Below are 22521 nucleotides of genomic sequence, written 5' to 3'. Positions count from 1 at the left end.
AAACAAGTTAATTTGTTAAGATTGAGATAACTCTGGTCCTAAAAATTGTGCTGTGTAACAATTATTTAATGCTACGATCTCTTCCGGAGTACCTTGACCTACAATGGTTCCTCCTCCTACTCCACCTTCTGGGCCTAAATCGATGATATAATCAGCGACTTTGATCACGTCCAAATTATGTTCGATGATCATCACTGTATTTCCCTTTTCGACCAAAATATTGAGCACATCCAACAAGAGCTTAATGTCCTGAAAGTGCAAACCGGTGGTAGGTTCGTCCAATACATAAAATGTCTTTCCCGTATCTTTCTTGGATAGCTCGGTTGCCAGTTTTACACGCTGAGCTTCTCCTCCAGAAAGCGTTGTAGCATGCTGTCCCAAGGTCAAATACCCCAGTCCAACATCATTTAGCGTTTTAATTTTACGAACGATTTTAGGCTGATGCTCGAAAAACTCCACTGCCTGCTCAACAGTCATGTCCAGTACGTCGGCGATGGATTTCCCTTTGAACCGAACCTCTAGTGTTTCCCTATTGTAGCGTTTTCCTTTACAGGTTTCGCATGGCACATAGACGTCAGGCAAAAAGTCCATTTCAACCAGCTTCATCCCGGCACCTTCGCAAGTCTCACATCGACCTCCTTTGACGTTGAATGAAAAACGACCAGGTTTATATCCACGGATCTTTGCCTCGGGCAATTGTGTATATAAACTCCTGATGTCTGAAAACACGCCAGTATAAGTGGCCGGATTCGATCTCGGTGTACGACCGATAGGCGATTGGTCTACCTCTATGATTTTATCGATATGCTCTATACCGTCAATTGATTCATAGGCTAGCGGTTCCTTTTTGGATCGATAAAATTTCTTATTGAGAATAGGCACAAAGGTCTCATGGATCAGGGAGGACTTACCACTTCCAGAAACTCCTGTCACCGCTATCATCTTCCCTAATGGCAGGGAAATAGAAACATTCTTCAAGTTGTGACCCGTAGCACCCTTGAGGTCAATTTGGGTACCATTGCCTTCCCTTCTCTTTTCTGGAACAGCAATTTTCAGCTCTCCATTCAAATAGCCAGCGGTGGTGGTTTTTGTTTTCACAAAATCTTTGGGGTGACCCTGAGCAACGATCTGTCCACCGTGTCTTCCTGCTCCAGGACCAATATCGATGATGTAGTCCGAATCCAACATCATGTCCTTGTCATGCTCCACGACGATGACTGTATTGCCAAGATCACGCAGGTCTTGCAGCGCTTTGATCAACTTGACATTGTCTCGCTGATGAAGGCCGATACTCGGCTCATCTAAAATATAAAGAACACCTACCAGCTGCGTACCGATCTGAGTAGCTAGCCTAATTCGCTGGGCTTCTCCCCCAGACAGCGTTCTGAGCGGACGGTTGAGCTCCAGATAGTTTAAGCCTACATCCAGCAAAAAACCTAGACGCTTGCGAATTTCTTTCAGTATCTCTGCGGCGATGATATTTTGACGCTCGTTCAATCGCTCCTCAACGCCATCGAACCACTCTGCCAATGCCTCGATGTTCAAAGTAGCTAGCTCCGCAATATTTTTGTCAGCGATCTTAAAGTGTAGCGATTCCTTTTTCAACCTGGCTCCCTCACAGGTAGGGCAAGTAGAACTGGAGGTAAAATCTTTGATCCACTTCTGAATTTTTTCCGTCCCGCTATCCTTTTGTTTTTCCAGAAAATGAATGATACCCTCGAACTCTGTATTCCAATCAGTGCCCGGGTATTTCTTAGAGCTAACTGCTACTGGTTCATCAGCTCCATAAAGCAAGATATCCAGCACCTCTCTTTTGATATCCTTGATTGGGGTGGTCAATTTATAATTATGCCTCTTTAGAATCGCATCTATTTTTTTGAAAATCCAGATGTCACGATAATCTCCCAATGGAGCAAAACCACCTCTGGTTATACTGAGTGAAGGATCCGGAATAATGTTGATTTCTTCTATCTTTTCAATCATCCCCAGCCCGTTACATTCAGGACAGGCACCATAGGGCGAGTTGAAAGAAAACATATTGGGAGCAGGGTCATCGTATGCCAATCCTGATTTGGCATCCATCAGATGTTTAGAAAAGTGGTGATCTTTGCCATTTTCATCAATCACCATCAAGATCCCCTTACCATGCTGGATGGCGGTTTTCAATGAAGCATTGATACGTGCATGATCCTTTTCTCCTACAATCACACGATCGATCACAATTTCTATGTCGTGCGTTTTGTAGCGATCTACTTGCATCTTAGGTACTACGTCCAGCATCTCGCCATTGACCCTCACTTTTGTAAAGCCCATTTTGGCAATCTGCACAAACAGTTCGCGGTAGTGCCCCTTTCTACCTTTCACGACTGGTGCCAGGATGGAAAGCTTCTGTCCGTCGAAATAGGACATCACATGGTTGAGGATCTGCTCCTCCGTTTGCTTTTCCATCTTTTCTCCTGTGATGTAGGAGTAAGCGATTCCCGCCCGAGCAAACAATAAACGCATAAAGTCATAGACCTCAGTCACTGTCCCTACGGTAGATCTAGGGTTCTTTGAAGTCGTCTTTTGCTCGATAGAAATCACTGGCGAGAGCCCATTGATCTTATCGACATCTGGACGCTCCATGTCTCCCAAAAAGCTGCGAGCATAGGCAGAAAAACTCTCCATGTATCGTCGCTGTCCCTCCGCATAGATCGTATCAAAGGCCAGGGAAGATTTTCCACTGCCGCTAATCCCGGTAATCACTACCAGCTGATCTCGCTTGAAGCTGACATCAATATTTTTGAGGTTGTGCTCGCGGGCACCATAGACCTCCAGATATTCTGTGTGGTCCAAATCCAGATTGAGCTTTTTCTCGCTAGTTTTTTCTGCCTGCATTATTCTTCTAATTATTCTTTACCAGCACTGTGTACTTCTGCCCAGTTCGCAGGGTCAATTTATAATCCCTAATCCATGGATTCAACTGTCTGAGCTGATAATATGACATATCGTATTGCGCTGCGAAATCATTCCAATCCGAAACGGAAGAATCAATCACAACACTTTTGGTATCTGGAAATTGATATAAATCCTCTTCGTCAACCTGAAAGCTAAAAAGCTCTGGATTCTCTAAAAGATTTTTGAGAGCGATGATCCGAAATACATATCGAGAGGGTTCTTCACTCACATTCATGTCATAGTAGCTTTCTGCCCTTTGATTTTCGACCACCCTTCTGGTAGCCGTCAAACCCATGTTATAAGAAGCCGCTACCATCGTCCAATTGCCTAATCTCTCATAAGACCACTTGAGATAATCACAAGCCGCGACAGTTGCCGCTATCGGATCGTATCGCTGATCCACCTGACCATTTACAATCAGCCCAAAATCTCCTGCTGTTCCTTTCAAAAATTGCCAAAAGCCTACTGCCCCAGCGGGTGAAATCACATTTTGTAATCCACTCTCCGCTACAGCCAGATACTTAAAATCTGAAGGAACCTCATTTGCCACCAGAATAGAATCAAGCAAAGGCAACCACTTATGAGCTCTTTTGATCAGGATGATAGCATTGGAGTGCCAAAAGGCATTGACTTGAACTTCGCGATCGAGTCGTTCTCTTACATCCGGACGCTCCATAGGCACCCGCTCCCCAGCAAACGTGATGCTATCCGGAAGTGAATATCCAGCGATAGTTCCATTGTTGATCTGAGGTTCTAAGACCTGAGGCACTTGCACCTGCTGCGCTACGGGTTCGGGCCTTAAAAAGTAAACCACTAACCCTCCAAGCACTGCACCGATCAATAAGTATCTCAGTTCTTTAGGCATAAATCAGATCAGGAAATTCGGTGACAGATTGTATTTGTTGTAAAAATCATCGATCACATCTACAGCTTCAGTAGCAGTGTCCACCACGTGAAACAAATCCATATCATCAGGACTGATATTTTCAAACTGATCCAAAAGAGTATTCTTGATCCAGTCTACCAATCCACTCCAGTATTCTTTACCAACTAAGATGATGGGAAACTCTCCAATCTTTTCTGTCTGAATCAGTGTCAATGCTTCGAACAATTCATCCAGCGTACCAAAACCGCCAGGCAATACGATAAATCCCTGCGAGTAACGCACGAACATCACCTTGCGCACAAAGAAATAATCGAAGTTGATCAGCTTATCTTGATCGATATAGGGATTGCCATTTTGTTCGAAAGGCAGGTCAATATTGAGACCTACCGATTTTCCTTTTTCACTACTGGCGCCTTTGTTGCCTGCCTCCATGATACCAGGACCACCACCCGTGATCACACCATAGCCATGACGCACCAGTTTAGCCCCAATCTCCTCGGCTATTTTGTAATATTTATTAGACTCATGTGTACGAGCAGACCCGAAAATCGAAACACAAGGACCGATTCTGGCCAGTTTTTCGAATCCTTCTACCATCTCGGACATCACCTTGAAGATGACCCATGAATCTATACTTTTGATTTCGTTCCAGTCTTTCTTTTTGAAAGCTCTTATGATTTTCTTTTCTGTTTCTTCGCTTATTGGTTCTTCAGCCATTTGGAATGTATTAGGGTTAAACAAATGCCGGGTTGATTGAGTCTCTCAGGAGCACATGCACACCGTTCCCTCTTGGGGGACACAAATGATACTGCATGATCCCTCTCAAAGTTTCGGAGCGCGCAAATTTATAAATTAAAAGAGTAAGCTTTAGTCTGGGGCGAGAATATCCTCCACAGCTTTTTGGGCATTGTCGTATTTGAATTGAAAACCGCTATCCAAGACCTTTTGATTAGACAAATGGTGACCTTCCAAAACTATTTCTGCCATTTCTCCTAAGATAATTTTCAACACAAAGGCAGGCACATTGGGCAACCAAAGTGGACGCCTGATCGACCTTGCAATCATCTTGGTCAATTGAGCATTGGTCACAGGGTTGCTGGCAACCGCGTTGTAAGGTCCTTCGATTTTTTCATTGTTCATGAAAAAGATCAGCATCTCTACCAGATCCTCCACATGAATCCAATTGCAAATTTGCTTTCCAGAACCCAGCGGTGCTCCTACCAGCCAACGAATAGGCTCAGCCATTTTTATCAAAGCGCCTCCTCGGTCCGACAGCACCATGCCTATTCTGGCATGAACCAGACGGATGCCCATTTCTTTTATAGGATCAGCAGCCTCCTCCCAGGCACTGGTGATGTCTGCCAAATATCCCTTTCCACTTGGGTCTCCTTCTTTGGACCAATGGGAGAAATCTTCGTATCCATAAAATCCCATCGCAGAAGCACCTACAAAAACGCGAGGCTTTTTATTCATTTCAGCCAGTTTTCGGCAGAGCAATTTGGTGGATTCCACTCGGCTATCCAAAATGACTTTCTTTCTTTCCTCCGTCCATTTTTCATCGGCTATACCTGCACCTGCCAGATGAAAAACGACTTCCACATCATCCAATGCACCCTCTTCGATATAGTCATTGTTAATGTCCCACTCGAAAACCTCTGCGCTGAGATGTTGAAATTTGGAACGGCTTAATAGCCTGACATTATGTCCCTTAGATGAAAGAGATGCCGTTAAATGAGAAGCGACGAGCCCATTACCGCCCGTTATAAGGATTATCATAGAAAATAGCTGTTTTAAGCTTTTAAGTTAATATAAATTGTTGAACGATATACATTATTAAAGTTATTCACTATTTTAACAGTTAGTCAAAACTAAAACCCACTGCATGAATTTCTCTTTGGAGTCTTATCAACAATTGATCGTTTTAGGTGCTGGATTTCTCATTATTTGCATCGCAGCTTCTAGAATCGCACCTCAGTTTAAACGTATCAATTTACCAGTAATTACGGGTTTTTTGTTTACGGGGATCATCTGCGGCCCTTATGTTTTGAATCTTATCCCTAAAGAGAGTTCCATTCAACTAAATTTTGTAAATGAGGTTGCACTCTCTTTTATAGCCTTTGCTGCTGGTGCGGAACTTTATATTCGCGAGCTTAGATCAAAATTCAGAAGTATAAAGTGGAATACCATCAGTCAATTGCTTTTCACTTTTGGTATTGGTTCTACATCCATTTACTTTTTTTCTGATATCATTCCATTTATGGATGGGATGCAATTTGTAGAGCGACTCAGTGTATCCATTTTGGCTGGTGCCATTTTTGTCGCACGATCACCTACAAGTGCCATAGCCATTATCAATGAGCTACGGGCCAAAGGTCCAATGACGCAAACGGTTTTAGGAGTGACGGTTCTCACCGATTTTTTTGTCATCATTCTGTTTGCGATATGTTATTCATTTGCACTTAGTCTTACCAGCGGTGATAATTTTAACTATCTGAGCCTCCTCATTTTATTATTAGAGTTATCCGCCTCATTTGGATTAGGCTGGTTGTTGGGCCAGACTTTGAATTGGATATTGAACCTGAGAGTGATTGTCCATTTCAAGATGGCAGTGATCATTCTTATCGGATATAGTGTCTATTTACTTGACCACTTTATCGCAGAATATACACAACACTATATAGGCACGGAATTGGGCATAGAGCCACTGATCATCTGCATCATCGCCAGTTTCTTCGTCACCAACTACACCAAAAACAAACCTGAATTCCTGTCGATTCTAGATAAGGCATTCCCTATTATTTATGCGGCATTTTTTACACTAACGGGTGCGAGCCTTTCCTTGTATGCATTATTGGATGCCTCGTTGATAGCTGTTATTTTCTTTTTGATAAGACTGATATCCATAGTTGCAGGTAATTATTTGGGAGGAATCATGGCAGAGGATCCATGGCCACAAATTCACCTGGGATGGATGCCTTACATCACTCAAGCGGGAGTAGCATTAGGCCTTACAGCAGTAGTATCTAACAGCTTCCCGGATTTCGGGCAGGCTTTTGCTGCCTTCATTATCGCTATCATTGTCATCAATGAAGTGATCGGGCCGCCACTATTCAAATACGCACTGACAAAAATCGGCGAAAACCGAAACAAAGGCACTTTCAAGTTTGATGGAGTGAGAGATGCCATCATATTAGGATTCGAGTCTCAGAGCGTATCTCTCGCTCGTCAGTTAATGGAAAATGGATGGAAAGTCCAGATCGCCACTAGAAAAGAAAAAGGTTCCATCGAAGAACCGACAGGAATCACTATCAATTACATCGATGGGGTGAGTCTCGATTCGCTGAAAGAAATGAAGGCTGAAAAATCTGAAGCCATCGTATGCTTGATGTCAGATCAAAGAAATCTGGAAGCCTGTGAATTGGCTTACAAACATTTTGGTACACCAGATCTGATCGTGAGGCTGGATGACAGAAGCTATTTTGATAAGTTTTTGGCTCTGGGTGTTCGAATTGTGGATCCATCTACAGCCATAGTGAGTCTTTTGGATCACTATGTTCGATCTCCACAGGCTACCTCTCTACTACTCGGTATGGAGCCTGGTCAGGACACGAGAGATATGGAATTGCTCGATCCAAGTTTACATGGTATCACCCTCAGAGACCTTCGATTGCCGTCTGATGTCTTGATTTTATCCATCCAAAGATCAGGACAGATGATCATATCACATGGCTTTACCCGTTTGAGAGTGGGAGATGTGGTGACTTTTGTAGGGTCGAAAGAAAGTCTGGATCGAATGCAACTCAAATTCGATCATTTCAATTGATGGATGTAGGTTTAACTTTGGATCAGTCGGTATTTCTGGGGGATAGATGAAAAATTAAGAATTTACATTCCCCCTAACATCTGACGAATACTTATTACCATAACACCAACCGTTAACCAAAAAACGCTCCTATTAAACTTATTGGATGATTTCCTTTAATGTTAATGGTTAAGGTTAACAGTTTTTAAGTATAGAAATGTATGGATCTACTTACCTCCCAACTTTACAGACTGATCCTTAACTTTTCTATGAACGCTATAAGCGAATATCATTAGAATCATCATCCAAATTCCATCGAAACCTAGAACATGAATCTTTGAAGCTTGAAATTCAAAGCCTACCCAATTTATTCTTCGTAGGCCCAGTCGATTCCTGTCTTCATGTCCTTGAGCATGATGCCCTGTTCCTTCAGGCTGCTGCGGAGTGCGTCTACTTTGTCGTAGTTCTTATCTGCTTTCGCCTCAGCATATTCTTTGATCACGATGTCCATCAGCTCATCGACATCTACATTGGTTTCCTCTTTCAGTCCAAGTACGTCTAATACAAAAGACTCATAGGTCTCCTTCATGCGCTCAAATGTGTCCTTTCCGATTTCGGCAATCGAAAGATTCTGTATGTAGACATTGTTGATCTTTTTCAAAAGATTGAAGAGATGACCAATCGCCAGTGCCGTATTGAAATCATCGTTCATCGCACGATAGCAATTGTCACAGATCTGATTGATTTGACTGATGGCCTTTTCGTTTGGCTCGGCAGTTTCATCTGTCACCTCTATTTTTCTCAAGGTCTTCAAACCATTGATCAGCTTGCGGTAGCCCTTCTGTGCAGCAAACAATGCATCATTAGAAAAATCCAGTGTGCTCGCATAGTGGGACTGCAGCATAAAGAACCTTACCGTCATCGGGCTATAGGGACGATCCAACAGCTCGTGATCTCCTGAGAACAATTCGTGTGGCAAAAATGAGTTGCCCAGCGACTTACTCATCTTCTGACCATTGACGGTCAGCATATTGGTGTGCAACCAGTATTTGACAGGATCTTCGCCATGTGCGCCTACGGACTGTGCCAGCTCACATTCGTGATGAGGAAACTTCAAATCCATTCCTCCCCCGTGAATATCAAAAGTCTTGCCCAGGTATTTGGTTCCCATCACAGTACACTCCAGGTGCCAGCCCGGGAATCCTTCGCCCCAGGGCGAGTTCCAGCGCATGATGTGATCGGTACCCTCTGCGGACTTCCAAAGCGCAAAGTCCACTGAATCTCTTTTATCATCCTGTCCGTCCAGGGTCCTTGTATTGGACAGCAAATCTTCGATTTTACGACCCGATAGCTTACCATAGTCGTGGTCTTTCTGATAGGCCTTCACATCAAAATACACTGAGCCCTTCACTTCGTAGGCCAGTCCCTTTTCGATCAAAACCTCTATCAGTTCTATTTGCTCCAGGATATGACCCGTTGCACTTGGTTCGATGCTCGGAGGCAGGGCATTGAATTTGTCCATCACCATGTGAAAGTCCTGCGTGTATCGCTGCACCACTTCCATCGGCTCTATGTTTTCCAATTTTGCCTTCTTGGCAATTTTATCTTCTCCAGAGTCAGCATCATTCACCAGATGTCCTACATCCGTGATATTACGCACATAGCGCACCTTGTAACCGAGATGCTTGAGGTATCTAAATATGACATCAAAGCTGACGAAAGTTCGAACGTTGCCCAGGTGTACATCGCTGTAAACGGTGGGGCCACACACGTACATCCCCACGAAGGGTGCATGGATGGGTTCGAAAAGTTCTTTTTTACCAGTAAGTGAATTGTTGATTCTTAGATCCTTGAGCATCGATTAGCTATTACTAAAATGAAGTTGCAAAATTGCTTATACGAAGGCAAGGAAAAAAGTTATGCCTCCAAAATATTGACTTTAGGGATGCATCTTAGACCAATTGGCATCTGCTTTCTCCTCGTATTCCTCTGGCTGGGTCTCCCATTCCTCCAACAACGATCCGGTTATCTTGCTAGTCCAATCGTCATAAAAGAGCAACAACTTACCATCCTGAATCTTCCATAGGGTAGGGTCAGGCTGCATTTTGGTGTTGTTTTCAGCTATGGCATAAGCACACCAGCCCCCATAGGCAGGCAAATATTTTTCAGGATTTTTTTCGAATAGTAGCTGGTTGTCTCCATTTAAAAAATGATAGGTCACATCCCCTCGGTCGACTCTCAAACTCGGGTCGCCAAGGATGGCCTCTCCTGATTCGAAATAGGCAACCGGATCATAACCATCTATGGCCACTCCATGAATGGCGAATATTTTATTTTTTGGTGCCTCCTCCGAACAGGCAGCCAGAAATATCAAAAGAGCAAAGGAAAAGAAAAGCTTTCTCATAAGTTTTAATTCAAATTGAGCAAACGAAGAGAGAGGCATAGTGTTGCGTTCAATTTTGCTCAGAGCGGATTTACAAAACCCATCCAAGACAAAAATGGCAGATTTCAGTCCCGGCTAATTCGAAAGTTAGTAATTCGATTTGTTTATCTTTATTATTGAATCCCAAATGGAATATGAATGAAAAAAATTGCTGTCCTATTTACTTTTCTCTTACTGAGTCAACACCTACTGGCCCAGACAGATGGCAATTATGAATACACCAAAGAATTCATCTGGGGCATTAACAAAAACACCAATGGCGGACTGATTGGCGGTTTCATGTTTCGCTGGTCCAGCGCTAGAGGTGAAAAGAAATTTCGAAGCATTGGATTTGAGCTCATGAATGTCAAGCATCCAAAAGAAAATCGAATTTCGAACGGACAGAGCCAATTTATCTATGGTAAGTCCAACTTTCTTTACAGCATTCGTGCTCAATATGGCTTTGATCACCTGCTATTCAAAAAAGCTCCGGACAAGGGCGTGCAGATCAACTTTAACTACTCGATCGGACCGACTTTGGGCGTGATTGCACCCTACTATGTACAGGATGGCAATGGGGATAGCAAGCAGTTTAGCTTCGAAGATTTCCCTACCTGGAATTCCATTGCGCGAACCGGTCATGTTTTTGAAGGACTAGGTGAATCCGAACTGGCTTTTGGAGTCAATGCACGAGCCGGGTTACTTTTCGAAATGGGTGCTTTCAAGAGTAATGTCACAGGTTTCGAAATAGGAGCTTTGATAGAGGCCTTTACCAAAGAAATCGAGCTAATGCCGCGCGAAGACAACAAGGCCGTTTTCCTCTCTGCCTACATCACCATTTTCTACGGAAGTCGAAGATAAGTCCAACACAGACAAGGTCGGACTATGAAAATATGCGCTTAGTGTGTTTCTTTGCACAAAGCTAAAAAATCATGATCGAGTTACCGGTAGTAAACGAGCAACCCAAGAAAAGACAAAAACCTGATTGGCTGAGAGTAAAACTCCCAGTAGGAAAGGAATATGCCAGTGTGAGAAAGGTAGTGGACGAAAACAAGCTCCATACCATCTGTGAGAGCGGTAACTGTCCGAACATGGGTGAATGCTGGGGTGCCGGAACAGCCACTTTCATGATCCTGGGTAATGTATGTACACGTAGCTGTACCTTCTGCGCGGTGGCCACCGGTCGTCCACCAGAGTACGACGAGCAGGAGCCTATCCGAGTAGCAGAGGCCATCAAAACCATGGGCGTAAAGCATGCGGTACTGACCTCTGTCAACCGTGATGAGCTGAAAGATCGTGGAGCAGAAATCTGGTACCAAACCGTCTACCACACCAAAAGACTCGCGCCTGAAACAACCATAGAGACTTTGATTCCGGATGTCAAAGGAAACTGGGATGCCCTCTACCGCATGTTCGAAGCGGGGCAAGAAGTCGTGTCTCACAACATGGAAACAGTCGAAAGACTCTACAGAAGAGTACGTCCACAGGCCAAATATCAAAGAAGCCTCGATCAAATCAAATTGACGAAGGAGGCTAAGCAAAGAACTAAATCGGGTATCATGTTGGGACTGGGCGAGACAGAGGATGAAGTATACAAGGCAATGGACGACCTGGTCGCTCACGGTCTGGACATCCTGACGCTAGGACAGTACCTACAGCCTACCAAGATGCACATCGAAGTGGCAGAATTCATCCACCCGGATCAGTTCGACAAGTACAAAGAAGAAGGACTGAAAAGAGGATTGAAATATGTAGAGTCTGCACCTCTCGTACGTTCGTCGTACCACGCCGAGCGTCACGTCAATGTGCCGATCTAATCCCCGGATTTTTGATTGAAAACCATACACCATTAGTATCCATCATCATGGCAGTCAAGGACACTGAGCCTTATCTGCCGGCATGTCTGGATTCGATATTGGCACAGACCTACCCCAACTGGGAGCTGATCGCTGTAAACGACCACAGCACGGATGCGACTCCAGATATTCTGCGCAGCTATGCCGAGAAGGACCCTCGGGTTCGAGTGTTTGATAGCGATCGTCCCCGACTGATCCCTACGCTGCAAGTAGCCTATGCACAAGCCAAAGGCACGCTGATTAACCGCATGGACTCGGACGACATGATGCCCCACGACAAGCTGGAGATTCTGGTCAAGGAATGGCTAAAGTACGGCAAAGGCCATGTGATCGCTGGTGGCACAGAACATTTCGTGGACGAGGGCGAAGTAGGAGATGGCTTCCGCCGCTACGAGCGCTGGCTCAATGATGTCGCCCGTCGATCCGCCCACTATGAAGAAATCTATACCGAATGCGTGATCCCCTCCCACTCATGGATCATCCATCGAGAGGACTTTGATCATGTAGGCGCTTTTGATCCGATCGTCTATCCGGAGGACTATGACCTGAGCTTTCGCTTCTACCGTGCCCAACTCAAAATCATTGGGATCGACGTGGTGCTGCACCACTGGCGCGACCGCTCCAATCGCATCTCTCGCACCTGGGACGAATACAAGGACAACCGCTATTTTGACCTGAAGACCCGATTCTTCTACGAGCTAGATAGAGACAGAAGCCGACCCCTTGTACTATGGGGAGCTGGCCGCAATGGCAAAGACATGGCCAAGATCCTGCTGGATCATCAAGACACCTTTCACTGGGTATGCGACAATGAGCGCAAGATCGGAAAGGACGTCTACGGCATACGCATGGAGCACTTCGACGTGATCCCCACTCTCGATCATCCTCAGATCATGATCGTAGTATCCTCCCCCGATGGCAAAGAAGAAATCAAAGCTATGCTTAAAGCCTGGAATAAAAAGCCAGTCGAGGACTATTGGTTTTTTGCCTAAACCCAAATTTGTCTTTAGAACTTCGTCATGAAGGCGCAAATCGCAATAAATCAAGAAGTTTGGTAAAAAAGGCATAGCATCGCTATGGTGATTGAGTCAAACGAAACGAAGTGTTTGATTTGAAGCGAGTTGTGTATATAATAGATTTTCTAATGATAATTTTGGGTTAAACGTCAAAGAGGTTTACCCCTCTTTGATCGTTAGCCTTTGATAGACCTGAGTCTGATCATAAAAAGTTGACAGGCAGGAATCTAGCTAGAAAAGCATTGTCGATTTCTTTCCCCGTCATTGGTACTTTGTAGAAATCTAAAGCGATCCTCAGGTTGCGACACGTCATTGGTTTGTTAGGAGAATTCTCATTCGGCCTACAAGACCGAATGAGATATCTCGCTGCGCTTCGATATGACGACTATTCAGAGACAGGCTTCTGTATTGTTTTTTAAAACTCTGCGTTACCCGGAGTACGTGGGAATGGGATCACGTCACGGATGTTGGTCATGCCGGTGACGAAGAGGATCATTCGCTCAAAGCCCAGTCCGAAACCACTGTGTGGAGCGGAACCAAATCTACGCGTATCCAGATACCACCATAGCTCTTCGCTTGGGATGCCCATCTCTTCCATGCGAGTAGTTAGCTTATCCATTCTTTCTTCACGCTGCGCTCCCCCTACGATCTCCCCAATGCCTGGGAAGAGGATGTCCATCGCCGCTACAGTTTTATCATCATCGTTTTGACGCATGTAGAAGGCCTTGATGTCCTTTGGGTAATCTGTAAGGATCACAGGTTTTTTGAAGTGCTTTTCTACCAGATAGCGCTCATGCTCCGACTGAAGATCTGCTCCCCAGCCTTCTATCAGGTAGTTGAACTTCTTCTTCTTGTTAGGCTTAGAGTTGCGCAGAATGTCGATGGCTTCCGTATAGGTTACTCGTTCGAATGCATTGTCTACGACGAACTTTAATCGATCCATCAAGTACATGTCTGGTCGATCTGCTTCTTTCTTGTTTTTATTTTCTTCTACCTCACGATCATGAAGGAACTTCAGATCATCCGCACAGTTGTCCAGGGCATATTGCACCAGGTATTGCAGCATTTCTTCAGCCAGGTCTGCATTGTCGTCCAGATCATAAAAAGCCATCTCCGGTTCGATCATCCAGAATTCTGCCAGGTGACGGGTAGTATTAGAATTTTCGGCACGGAAAGTCGGTCCGAAAGTATAAATATTGCCTAGTGCCATAGCTGCTAGTTCTCCTTCGAGCTGACCCGATACGGTGAGGTTAGTTTCTCTTTCGAAGAAATCCTGTTCGTGATCTACTTTGCCTTCCTCGGTTTTAGGCACATTGTTGAGGTCTAGAGTCGTGACCTTGAAGGTCTCTCCTGCTCCTTCTGCATCCGATGCAGTGATGATCGGCGTGTGGATGTTATAAAATCCTTTGTCGTTGAAGAACTTGTGTACCGCATAGATCATCGCATGTCTGACTCTGAACACAGCACCAAAGGTGTTGGTACGAGGGCGCAGGTGTGCGATCTCGCGAAGGAATTCCATCGAGTGCTTTTTAGGCTGCAGTGGATATTTTTCTGGATCTGCCTCGCCTAGTATTTCGAGTGACTTTACGATCAGTTCTACTTTTTGGCCAGAGCCTTGAGAAGCGACCAACTCACCTCTAGCAGCGATACTCGCTCCTGTGGTACAGCGACGCAGCAGTGATTCCTCAATCTCATTGGGATCCGCTACCAGCTGAAGGTTATTGAGGGTAGAGCCATCGTTGAGGGCAATGAACGCGACGTTCTTGTTTTGCCTCTTGGTTCTAATCCATCCCTTGACAAGCGCACTGGATCCAACCTCTCCCGATTGGAGTATGTCCAGTATTTTGGTGCGTTTTTCGGTACTCACTTTCTCTGTTTTTTTGATTAATTAATTTCCCTCTGTATAAGTAGGAACGCAAAAAAAGGTCTTTTTGAACTCCTATCCAACCGTCCTTCTTAAAGACCTTTGATTAGTTCGAGTATTTCTTTGTCACTAATGTTCTCTTGTTCTGATTTGTCGTAAATGTAAATGAGGTATATCGTAGTAGCTGTGATATGTAGATGAGTAATGACACGTGCCCCTCCTGATTTTCCTTTCCCTTTCGAAGTGATGGACAATCGTATCTTGTAGCAGTTGTTTTTCAGGGGAGTGCCTTGTCGAGGGTTTTCTTTTAACTGACTAATCAAGCTGCTTAAGTCACTCTTAAACGAGGGGTGCTTTTTGAGAATTGATTTAGCTTTTCGCTTGAATTTAGCTGTGAGTTCAATCTTCAATTTCATTAAGAAAATCTTCGGCTGATTGTAATTGAATCTTTCCTTCCTTAGCCAACTTCACTTCATCCACAGCTTCTTTCAGATCACTGATGATCTTAGCTTTTTCTTCACTTATTGGAGTTGCTTTAACGAATGAAAAATTTCTCAGCACCTCTAACAGGAATTCTGCCTTGTTTTCTTTAACGTCAACTATCAGTTTCATAGATGTAAAATAAATATTATTTGCCAATGCATGATTTATATGACCTGAATTATCCCTTGTATTGTCATTAATCATATTGAATTGTTTCTATCTAAGAGTAGGATTATTTCTATTTGCCGAAATACTTATCAATTAAGACAGAGATGAAAAAATACGACATATACGGAATAGGAAACGCTTTGGTGGATTTGGTGTTCGAGGTGGGTGATGACTTCCTGACCAAAAACGAAGTGGAAAAAGGACTGATGACACTGGTAGAAGAAGATCGTCAGAAGCAACTGATCAGCCAGATCAATGTGAGCGAAAACATGATGAAGGGTGGCGGATCGGCTGCTAACACAGTGGTAGCTGCCAGCCAGTTTGGAAGTACCTGCTACTATTCTTGTAAGGTGTCTAATGATGAGTTCGGTTCTTTTTATCTCAAAGACCTAAAGACAAACGGTGTAGACACGAAGTTGACCGAAGAGACTGCTCCCGAAGGAATCACCGGTAGATGTCTGGTGATGACGACTCCTGATGCCGAGCGTACCATGAATACATTTTTGGGAATCACTTCTGATTTTTCTGTTGAGGAAATAGACGAGGAGGCCATCAAAAACTCAAAATATATCTATTCTGAAGGCTACCTAGTGCCATCCCCATCTGGACGTGAGGCCATGAAAAAAGCCATGGATGTCGCCCGAGCCAATGGAGTGAAAGTTTCCCTTTCTTTCTCAGACCCTAGTATGGTTAAGTTCTTTCATGCGGAGATGAAAGAAATCGTGGGTGATGGAGTGGATCTTCTCTTTTGTAATGAGGAAGAGGCAATGCTTTTCACAGAGAAAGACAATGTGCTAGACGCCAGAGAAGCTTTGAAGGATGTGGCCGATCGTTTTGTGATCACACTGGGTAAGAATGGTGCTACGATATTTGATGGCGAGACTTTTATCGACATAGAGCCGTACCAGGTGGATGCTGTCGATACCAATGGCGCTGGAGATATGTATGCAGGCGCTTTCCTTTTTGGGATCACGCATGGTCATAGCTATGCCGAGGCGGGTAAGATCGCGAGCTTGGCTTCTTCTAAAGTTGTTTCTCAGTTTGGTCCTAGACTGGAATGGTCACAGGCCAAAGAGATTTTGAATCACCTGTTCGAGTAAGATAAATAGACACCAGTGGACGAGTCGTTTCGCTGGTGTCACGCTTTTACCGTTCAAATAATAAGCTTCGGATTTATCCTCGTCCCTATCATATATTTGTCTTAGAAGAAATTAGACGAATAATGATGAATTTGAAGCAATTTTTAACCCTGCTTCTTCTTTTTGCTGCGACACAGCTATGGGCACAAAAGAAGATTACTGTGGAAGATTTCACAGAAAAAGGCACTTTTAGACAAGAGAATCTGGCCAGTCTCAACTGGATGAACAACGGCCAATACTACACGGCTCTTGAGGGCAATCAGATTTTAAGATACAATGTGACCACTGGCAGTTCAGATTCTGTCATCGTGGATGGAAATGCGCTAAACTTGAGTATCTCGGATTATAATTTTAGTGAGGATGAATCTAAAATTTTGATCCTGACGGATAAAAAGAGCATCTATCGCCGTTCTTATACAGCCGAGTATTATGTCTACACCTTCAAAGGCGAGGAGCTGAAGAAATTATCAGATGGCGGTCGTCAGTCTTATGCAACTTTCTCTCCAGACAATTCGATGGTAGCTTTCGTTCGTGACAACAATCTATTTTATGTCAAGCTGGTAAATATGGCAGAATATGCTGTGACCACAGATGGCAAATTCGGCAGCATCATCAACGGTAGCACCGATTGGGTTTATGAAGAGGAGCTTTATCTGACTAAGGCCTTCAACTGGTCGCCTGATAGCAAGAAGTTGTCTTTCTTCAAATTTGACGAAAGTAAGGTGAAGGAATACAACCTGCAGTACTGGGACAATGGGTCGATCTATCCAAGAGACTATCGCTACAAGTACCCAAAGGCTGGTGAGGACAATGCCGTCGTAGAGGTGTACATCCATCACCTGGACAAGAATGAAAATGTGAAAGTGAAAACAGGAGAGGAAACAGATGTTTACTTCCCTAAGATGCAATGGACGAAAGATGCCAACACGCTTTCGCTGATGAAGCTAAATCGTCTGCAAAATCGACTGGACATCTATCATGTCAATGCGAAAACGGGAGGAATGGTTTTGATATTGACAGACAAGTCTAAGACCTATCTGGACGTGACCTATGCACACGAATTGATCTATCTCAACAACGGTACGCAGTTTTTGTACTCGACGGAGAGAGAGGGGTACAAGCATTACTACCTGCACCGAATCGATGGCCAACTCAACAATGCCGTGACTAAAGGCAATTGGGAGGCTGAAGAGTTTGTGGGTCTGGATCAGAGTGGTCGTACTCCTGTGTTGTATTACATTTCTACGGAGGGGTCTAGTCTGGAAAGACACTTCTATCGTGTAGATCTGAAAGGAAAAGGAAAAATGAAACTGAGTACCAAAGCAGGTATCAACTCAGTGGATATGAGTAAGGATTTCAAATACTACATTTCATTCAATCATTCTGCTGGTCAGCCCAGGGAGATCTCTTTGGTCTCAACCAAAAAGAACGAAACAGTAAAAGTCCTGAAGGACAATGCCAAGTTGAAAGAGACGATCAAAGAGTTTGGCTTGAGCGAAAAAATCTTCTTCCAGATCACTGGAGCTGATAGCAAGCAATTGAATGCATTTATGCTGCAGCCTACAGACATGGACAGCACAAAGCAGTATCCACTGTTGATCTATCAGTACAGCGGACCAGGATCACAAAACGTAAAGAATGGTTGGTCGGGTAGTCACTATTATTACCACCAGATGCTGGCTCAAAATGGATACATCGTAGTGTATGTCGATTCGAGAGGTACCGGAGGCCGTGGAGAGAAATTCAAGAAAATGACTTACATGGATTTGGGCAAGTTGGAAGTTCAGGATTTGATCGCCAGTGCCAAGTCACTGGGTAAGTTGGATTTTGTGGATGCAGATAGAATTGGAATCTGGGGATGGAGCTACGGCGGACATATGTCCTCTCTTTCGATCATGAAGGGTGGTGATGTGTTCAAAGCAGCCGTGGCAGTCGCACCGGTGACCAATTGGAGATTTTATGATACAATCTATACGGAACGTTACATGAGGACTCCACAAGAGAATCCAGAGGGATACGACAGCAACTCTCCGAATACCTATGCCAGTCAGCTGAAAGGCAACTTCCTACTGATCCATGGCACTGGAGATGACAATGTTCATTTTCAGAATGCGGTGACACTTCAGGAGAGTCTGATTCAGTCCAACAAGCAGTTTGATTCCTTCTATTATCCAGATAAGGCACATAGTCTCTATGGTGGAAAAACCCGCACGCATCTTTATTCCATGATGGCGAGTTGGATCATGGAGAATTTGTAAAAAATACTCTATATTTATTTCAAGGAAGCAATCCCCTGTATCCCAAGGGATTGCTTTTTTGTATCAAGCATGGAGAGAAAATTCTTTATAGTAGCCAACCCCTATTCGGGTCAGGGTAGAGCCCAATATGCGCTGATGCGGCTGAAGAAAAAGCTGGATCAGGAGGGGTATTATTATGCAGTTTTTCTAACCCCTCAAAGCGAAATCCTCGACGAGTTTATCGAAGAAAATCTTTTTACTGATTCTACTGATGTGGTTGCCATCGGAGGCGATGGTACGATCAATGCTTGCATCAATGCGATCAAGGACAAGGACATGGTGTTGAGTTTCATTCCTGTAGGAACGGGCAACGATTTTGTGAAAACCATAGACATCGGTACTGATCTGGACGAGCACATAGATACGCTGATCTATGGCAAGGAAAAGCTGGTGGATGTGGGTATCTGCAACAACCGACGATTTATCAACGGTCTGGGTGTGGGCTTTGATGGACAAATCATCTATGAAGACCAGAACTCTACTAGTATGTTCAATGGCTACTGGAGGTATCTCATGCGGGTGTTGAAGATTCTGGGCAGTTACAAATCCAAGAACTATATTTTTAATATGGATGGCCAAAAGCTGGAGATGAATTTGCTGACTATGGCCATTCATAATGGTACTACGTTTGGTGGTTCTTTTAAGCTAAATCCTAATTCGAAGAACGACGATGGCCTTCTCGATGTATGTATCATCGGACGCATGTCCCCTGTGCGCCGCTATCTTCAGTTGTACAAGGCTAACTTTGGTAGTCATGGCAGTTTGCCTGAAGTCAATTTTTTCCAAACCAAGGAGTTGAAAATAGAAGCCAATGATCAGTTGAGAGCCCATCTCGATGGCGAATATTTTGGACATCCCCCCTTTGAAATTTCCATTCTCGAAAAGGCCCAAAAGGTGAGGGTGAAGATTTAACCCTAAAATGAAGTGGTATTTTGGGAGTTAATGTTCATTCAAGAAAACTAAATCATCTTGGTTCATGGATCTAATTCTCTTGATTCTTGAATCAATTGATAGGTAGGGTTTTGCTTTTGCTCCCCGTTTTGTGTGTATAGGTGTGAAACTGCACCCCAATTTTAACACACAAATACTATGAAGAAAGAGAACCATTTCAAACGAATTTTGCTTTCTCTGATGGCAGCTGGACTGATCGTGACCAGTTGTGATAAGGCGGAGGATGTGATCGAAGAAGAGGAACAACAACAATCCGAAACGCCAGCTGATATTAGCGTACTGGCCGATAAGTTTTACAGCGACGATGTGACTGTGCAGGTGACGGATGATGAATTGATCATTACTACCAAGGATTTGCCAGATCATAAGAGTGTTTATTATTCACAGAATGATCCGCTGTATGAGTTTTATCAAGGACAGGATTTTCGTCAGAATCCAGGTCAGATCGGAGAGCAAAACATTGTTTTGACAGTACCGAGATATCCTGAAGAAGCCAGCAATCACCAGTCGCCAGGTTTGGGGCCTATGGGTGTGGCGATCAATAGCGTCGTTTTCTTCAATCAGGAAGCCGCTCCTGGTGACGATATCTTCGAGGAGCTTTATACTTTCGATCAGTACGATGGACACCCAGCTGGGGACCAGTATCACTATCACATCGAGCCAAGCTGGTTGACAGAACTGAAAGGTAGCGATGCTTTTCTCGGCGTGCTTTTGGATGGTTTTCCAGTGTATGGACCGATGGAAGATCAAGTGGAAGTCACCAATGACGATTTGGATGATTATCATGGACATTTTGGAGTTACCGCTGATTTTCCTGATGGCATCTATCACTATCATATCACGGTAGATTATCCATGGATCAATGGAGATGGATACTACGGAACCCCAGGTACCAAAACCCAATAACAAATGAGAGGGCTTTTTTTCCTTGCTAGTATAGTTTCGGTGGCACTGAGTTTTGGTTGTTCTGTTGAAGCTGGAAATGATTTTAGCACGTCCACAGCTATAGTGCCTGATTTTGAGATTTCGGTAGGTCATGCCGAATTGAAGAAGTTGAAGTCCGGAGAGTATTTATTCAGAGGGCTGCCCTTGTCGGGATACTTGTTGGAACACGATCAATCGGGTATTTTGAGATCTCGAAGAGGCTATTTCGATGGGTTTTTGGAGGGGGATTACTTACTTTTTTATCCCAGTGGCGATACGGCTGAATGGCGAAATTATAGTCAAGGAAGAAAGCATGGTAGGCACGTTGGTTTTCACAGCAATGGCAATCAGAAATTTGAATTTTTCTTCGATAAGGGAAAAGCCATAGGGACCCATCGGCAATGGTATGCCGATGGGACATCCTACATGCTGGAAAATTATAATGACGCAGGAAAGCCTTTCGGCCTCCAAAGAGTATGGAGACCAGATGGCAAGCTTCGCTCCAATTTTGTAGTCAAGGAAGATGGCCGCTCTTACGGCTTGGTAGGGCTCAAGCGATGTACGAAAATAGACAGTGAAACGAAATATATAGATCCCTATGAAGGTAGTTAATGCTTTAATGCTTGTTGGAATTTCTTGGTTGGTTCTGGCCTGTCAGACTGCGGATAGTGAACAATCTGTTGTCGTAGACTTGCCATACTATTCTACCTCGGATTGGATGCCCGTTTGGATTCCTGAGGATAGTTTGGAAACAGTAAACCCACATGCCATTCCTCCATTTGCTTTTCTGAATCAGGATGGAAAAGAAATTACAGACAAGGACATGAAGGGAAAGGTCTATGTCGCCAATTTTTTCTTTTCGACTTGTCCGGGTGTCTGTCCTAAGATGACGAACAATCTGCATTTGGTGCAGGACGAATTTGGTACTAACTCAGAGGTAAGAATCCTGTCTCATTCTGTTATGCCCTGGGTGGATTCCGTGGCACAGCTAGCCCGCTATGCCGAGAGGAATGCAATCCAATCTGAGACCTGGGATTTGGTTACCGGAGATAAAAAGGAAATCTATCAATTGGCCAGAGAATCTTATTTTGCTGATGAGGGATTCGGTAAGACGCTGACTACCGAAGAGGATTTTTTACATACCGAAAAATTGATTCTTATTGATCAATACAGCCATATCCGCGGTGTGTACAATGGCACACTTCCATTGGATACCAAACGCTTGATTGCTGATATTTATCAGCTGATCGAGTAGTTTTGGTGTATGAAGAGCTTCCAAAAAGAAATAACTTTATCCGCTTATCGCCGAGGGTTTCATCTCGTTACTCATGAGATACTGGAGCAGTTTCCAGAATTGTCTCAGATCCGAATCGGAATCTTTCAGGCCTTTATTAAGCACACCTCTGCTAGCTTGACCATCAACGAAAATGCCGATCCAACCGTTCGGCAGGATTTCGAAAGTCATATCAATGAAATGGTACCCGAAAATGCGCCCTATTACAGACATACCTACGAGGGGCCAGACGACATGCCTGCCCATATCAAGGCATCCCTTATGGGCAGCTCAGTGTCGATTCCTATCACCAATGGTCGATTGAATATGGGTACCTGGCAGGGGATTTATCTATGCGAGCACCGAGACTATGGGGGATCTAGACGATTGGTTTTAACGGCGATGGGTAGCTGATCTCAAGGCTTTTTTCTTCCTTTCTTTAGTGTTTGGTTTTTCTGTCATATCTTGTTGGCAGACAAATTATTTTATAACCAATCCATTAT

The 22521-nt window shown here is 44.1% G+C and carries 20 protein-coding genes; 11 read left to right on the top strand and 9 right to left on the bottom strand.

Going from position 1 to position 22521, the window contains the following annotated elements; genetic code table 11:
• Window positions 1-15: 15 nt before the first annotated feature.
• From uvrA to N7U62_RS18050, 4 genes are all read right to left on the bottom strand, one after another.
• A complete protein-coding gene (uvrA, locus tag N7U62_RS18065; protein ID WP_264139476.1) occupies window positions 16-2877 on the bottom strand; it encodes an excinuclease ABC subunit UvrA in 2862 nt (953 codons plus the stop codon).
• A gap of 7 nt (window positions 2878-2884) precedes the next feature.
• Complete coding sequence (locus N7U62_RS18060; protein WP_264139475.1) at window positions 2885-3802, bottom strand: lytic transglycosylase domain-containing protein; 918 nt, start codon at window positions 3800-3802, stop codon at window positions 2885-2887.
• A gap of 3 nt (window positions 3803-3805) precedes the next feature.
• Window positions 3806-4540 (bottom strand): LOG family protein, encoded by a 735-nt coding sequence (locus N7U62_RS18055; protein WP_264139474.1) that lies wholly within the window; start codon window positions 4538-4540, stop codon window positions 3806-3808.
• Between the two features lie 150 nt (window positions 4541-4690).
• On the bottom strand, window positions 4691-5599 hold the full coding sequence (locus tag N7U62_RS18050; RefSeq protein ID WP_264139473.1) for a TIGR01777 family oxidoreductase: 909 nt from the start codon (window positions 5597-5599) through the stop codon (window positions 4691-4693).
• 106 nt (window positions 5600-5705) lie between these two features.
• On the opposite strand from N7U62_RS18050, the gene N7U62_RS18045 reads away from it, so the two are divergent.
• Window positions 5706-7646, top strand: coding sequence for a monovalent cation:proton antiporter family protein (locus N7U62_RS18045; protein WP_264139471.1), 1941 nt, complete (start codon window positions 5706-5708; stop codon window positions 7644-7646).
• A gap of 346 nt (window positions 7647-7992) precedes the next feature.
• Here the strand turns inward: N7U62_RS18045 and cysS are convergent, their stop codons facing one another.
• Together cysS and N7U62_RS18035 are read right to left on the bottom strand one after the other, a co-directional pair.
• Entirely contained in the window at window positions 7993-9483 is a 1491-nt protein-coding gene (gene cysS, locus N7U62_RS18040; protein ID WP_264139470.1) for a cysteine--tRNA ligase, read from the bottom strand.
• Window positions 9484-9564: 81 nt separating this feature from the next.
• On the bottom strand, window positions 9565-10029 hold the full coding sequence (locus N7U62_RS18035; RefSeq protein ID WP_264139468.1) for a YHS domain-containing (seleno)protein: 465 nt from the start codon (window positions 10027-10029) through the stop codon (window positions 9565-9567).
• Window positions 10030-10206: 177 nt separating this feature from the next.
• On the opposite strand from N7U62_RS18035, the gene N7U62_RS18030 reads away from it, so the two are divergent.
• The 3 genes from N7U62_RS18030 to N7U62_RS18020 all read left to right on the top strand — a co-directional run bounded on the left by N7U62_RS18030 (window position 10207) and on the right by N7U62_RS18020 (window position 12895).
• Complete coding sequence (locus tag N7U62_RS18030; RefSeq protein ID WP_264139467.1) at window positions 10207-10908, top strand: hypothetical protein; 702 nt, start codon at window positions 10207-10209, stop codon at window positions 10906-10908.
• A gap of 71 nt (window positions 10909-10979) precedes the next feature.
• On the top strand, window positions 10980-11864 hold the full coding sequence (gene lipA, locus N7U62_RS18025; RefSeq protein WP_264139466.1) for a lipoyl synthase: 885 nt from the start codon (window positions 10980-10982) through the stop codon (window positions 11862-11864).
• An 11-nt stretch (window positions 11865-11875) separates the two neighbouring features.
• A complete protein-coding gene (locus N7U62_RS18020; RefSeq protein ID WP_507173223.1) occupies window positions 11876-12895 on the top strand; it encodes a glycosyltransferase family 2 protein in 1020 nt (339 codons plus the stop codon).
• A 439-nt stretch (window positions 12896-13334) separates the two neighbouring features.
• Here the strand turns inward: N7U62_RS18020 and asnS are convergent, their stop codons facing one another.
• The 3 genes from asnS to N7U62_RS18005 all read right to left on the bottom strand — a co-directional run bounded on the left by asnS (window position 13335) and on the right by N7U62_RS18005 (window position 15470).
• On the bottom strand, window positions 13335-14786 hold the full coding sequence (gene asnS, locus N7U62_RS18015; RefSeq protein WP_264139464.1) for an asparagine--tRNA ligase: 1452 nt from the start codon (window positions 14784-14786) through the stop codon (window positions 13335-13337).
• An 89-nt stretch (window positions 14787-14875) separates the two neighbouring features.
• The gene (locus N7U62_RS18010) at window positions 14876-15199 is read right to left on the bottom strand and encodes a type II toxin-antitoxin system RelE/ParE family toxin (RefSeq protein ID WP_264139462.1); all 324 of its coding nucleotides are present in this window, start codon (window positions 15197-15199) and stop codon (window positions 14876-14878) included.
• On the bottom strand, window positions 15183-15470 hold the full coding sequence (locus tag N7U62_RS18005; RefSeq protein WP_264139461.1) for a hypothetical protein: 288 nt from the start codon (window positions 15468-15470) through the stop codon (window positions 15183-15185). The genes N7U62_RS18010 and N7U62_RS18005 overlap by 17 nt, the downstream gene beginning before the upstream one ends.
• Before the next feature lie 68 nt (window positions 15471-15538).
• Between N7U62_RS18005 and N7U62_RS18000 the strand changes: the two genes are divergently transcribed.
• The 7 genes from N7U62_RS18000 to N7U62_RS17970 all read left to right on the top strand — a co-directional run bounded on the left by N7U62_RS18000 (window position 15539) and on the right by N7U62_RS17970 (window position 22432).
• On the top strand, window positions 15539-16534 hold the full coding sequence (locus tag N7U62_RS18000; RefSeq protein WP_264139460.1) for an adenosine kinase: 996 nt from the start codon (window positions 15539-15541) through the stop codon (window positions 16532-16534).
• A gap of 125 nt (window positions 16535-16659) precedes the next feature.
• Window positions 16660-18831 carry a S9 family peptidase gene (locus N7U62_RS17995; protein ID WP_318840750.1) on the top strand — a complete coding sequence of 724 codons (2172 nt, stop codon included), beginning with the start codon at window positions 16660-16662 and terminating at the stop codon, window positions 18829-18831.
• A 69-nt stretch (window positions 18832-18900) separates the two neighbouring features.
• Window positions 18901-19782 carry a diacylglycerol/lipid kinase family protein gene (locus N7U62_RS17990; protein WP_264139456.1) on the top strand — a complete coding sequence of 294 codons (882 nt, stop codon included), beginning with the start codon at window positions 18901-18903 and terminating at the stop codon, window positions 19780-19782.
• Window positions 19783-19959: 177 nt separating this feature from the next.
• Window positions 19960-20727: a YHYH protein gene (locus N7U62_RS17985; protein WP_264139455.1), complete on the top strand. Its 768-nt coding sequence runs from the start codon at window positions 19960-19962 to the stop codon at window positions 20725-20727.
• A 3-nt stretch (window positions 20728-20730) separates the two neighbouring features.
• Complete coding sequence (locus N7U62_RS17980) at window positions 20731-21357, top strand: toxin-antitoxin system YwqK family antitoxin (protein WP_264139454.1); 627 nt, start codon at window positions 20731-20733, stop codon at window positions 21355-21357.
• Window positions 21344-22000, top strand: a complete 657-nt coding sequence (locus N7U62_RS17975) for an SCO family protein (RefSeq protein ID WP_264139453.1) — start codon at window positions 21344-21346, stop codon at window positions 21998-22000. Before N7U62_RS17980 ends, N7U62_RS17975 begins: the two co-directional genes overlap by 14 nt.
• Window positions 22001-22009: 9 nt before the next feature.
• Window positions 22010-22432 carry a secondary thiamine-phosphate synthase enzyme YjbQ gene (locus tag N7U62_RS17970; protein WP_264139452.1) on the top strand — a complete coding sequence of 141 codons (423 nt, stop codon included), beginning with the start codon at window positions 22010-22012 and terminating at the stop codon, window positions 22430-22432.
• The last annotated feature ends 89 nt before the right edge of the window (window positions 22433-22521 follow it).

The organism is Reichenbachiella ulvae (genome assembly GCF_025833875.1).
Lineage (GTDB): Bacteria > Bacteroidota > Bacteroidia > Cytophagales > Cyclobacteriaceae > Reichenbachiella > Reichenbachiella ulvae.
The sequence above is the reverse complement of the archived record's forward strand: the minus strand, read 5'-3'. Positions and strand labels throughout refer to the sequence as shown.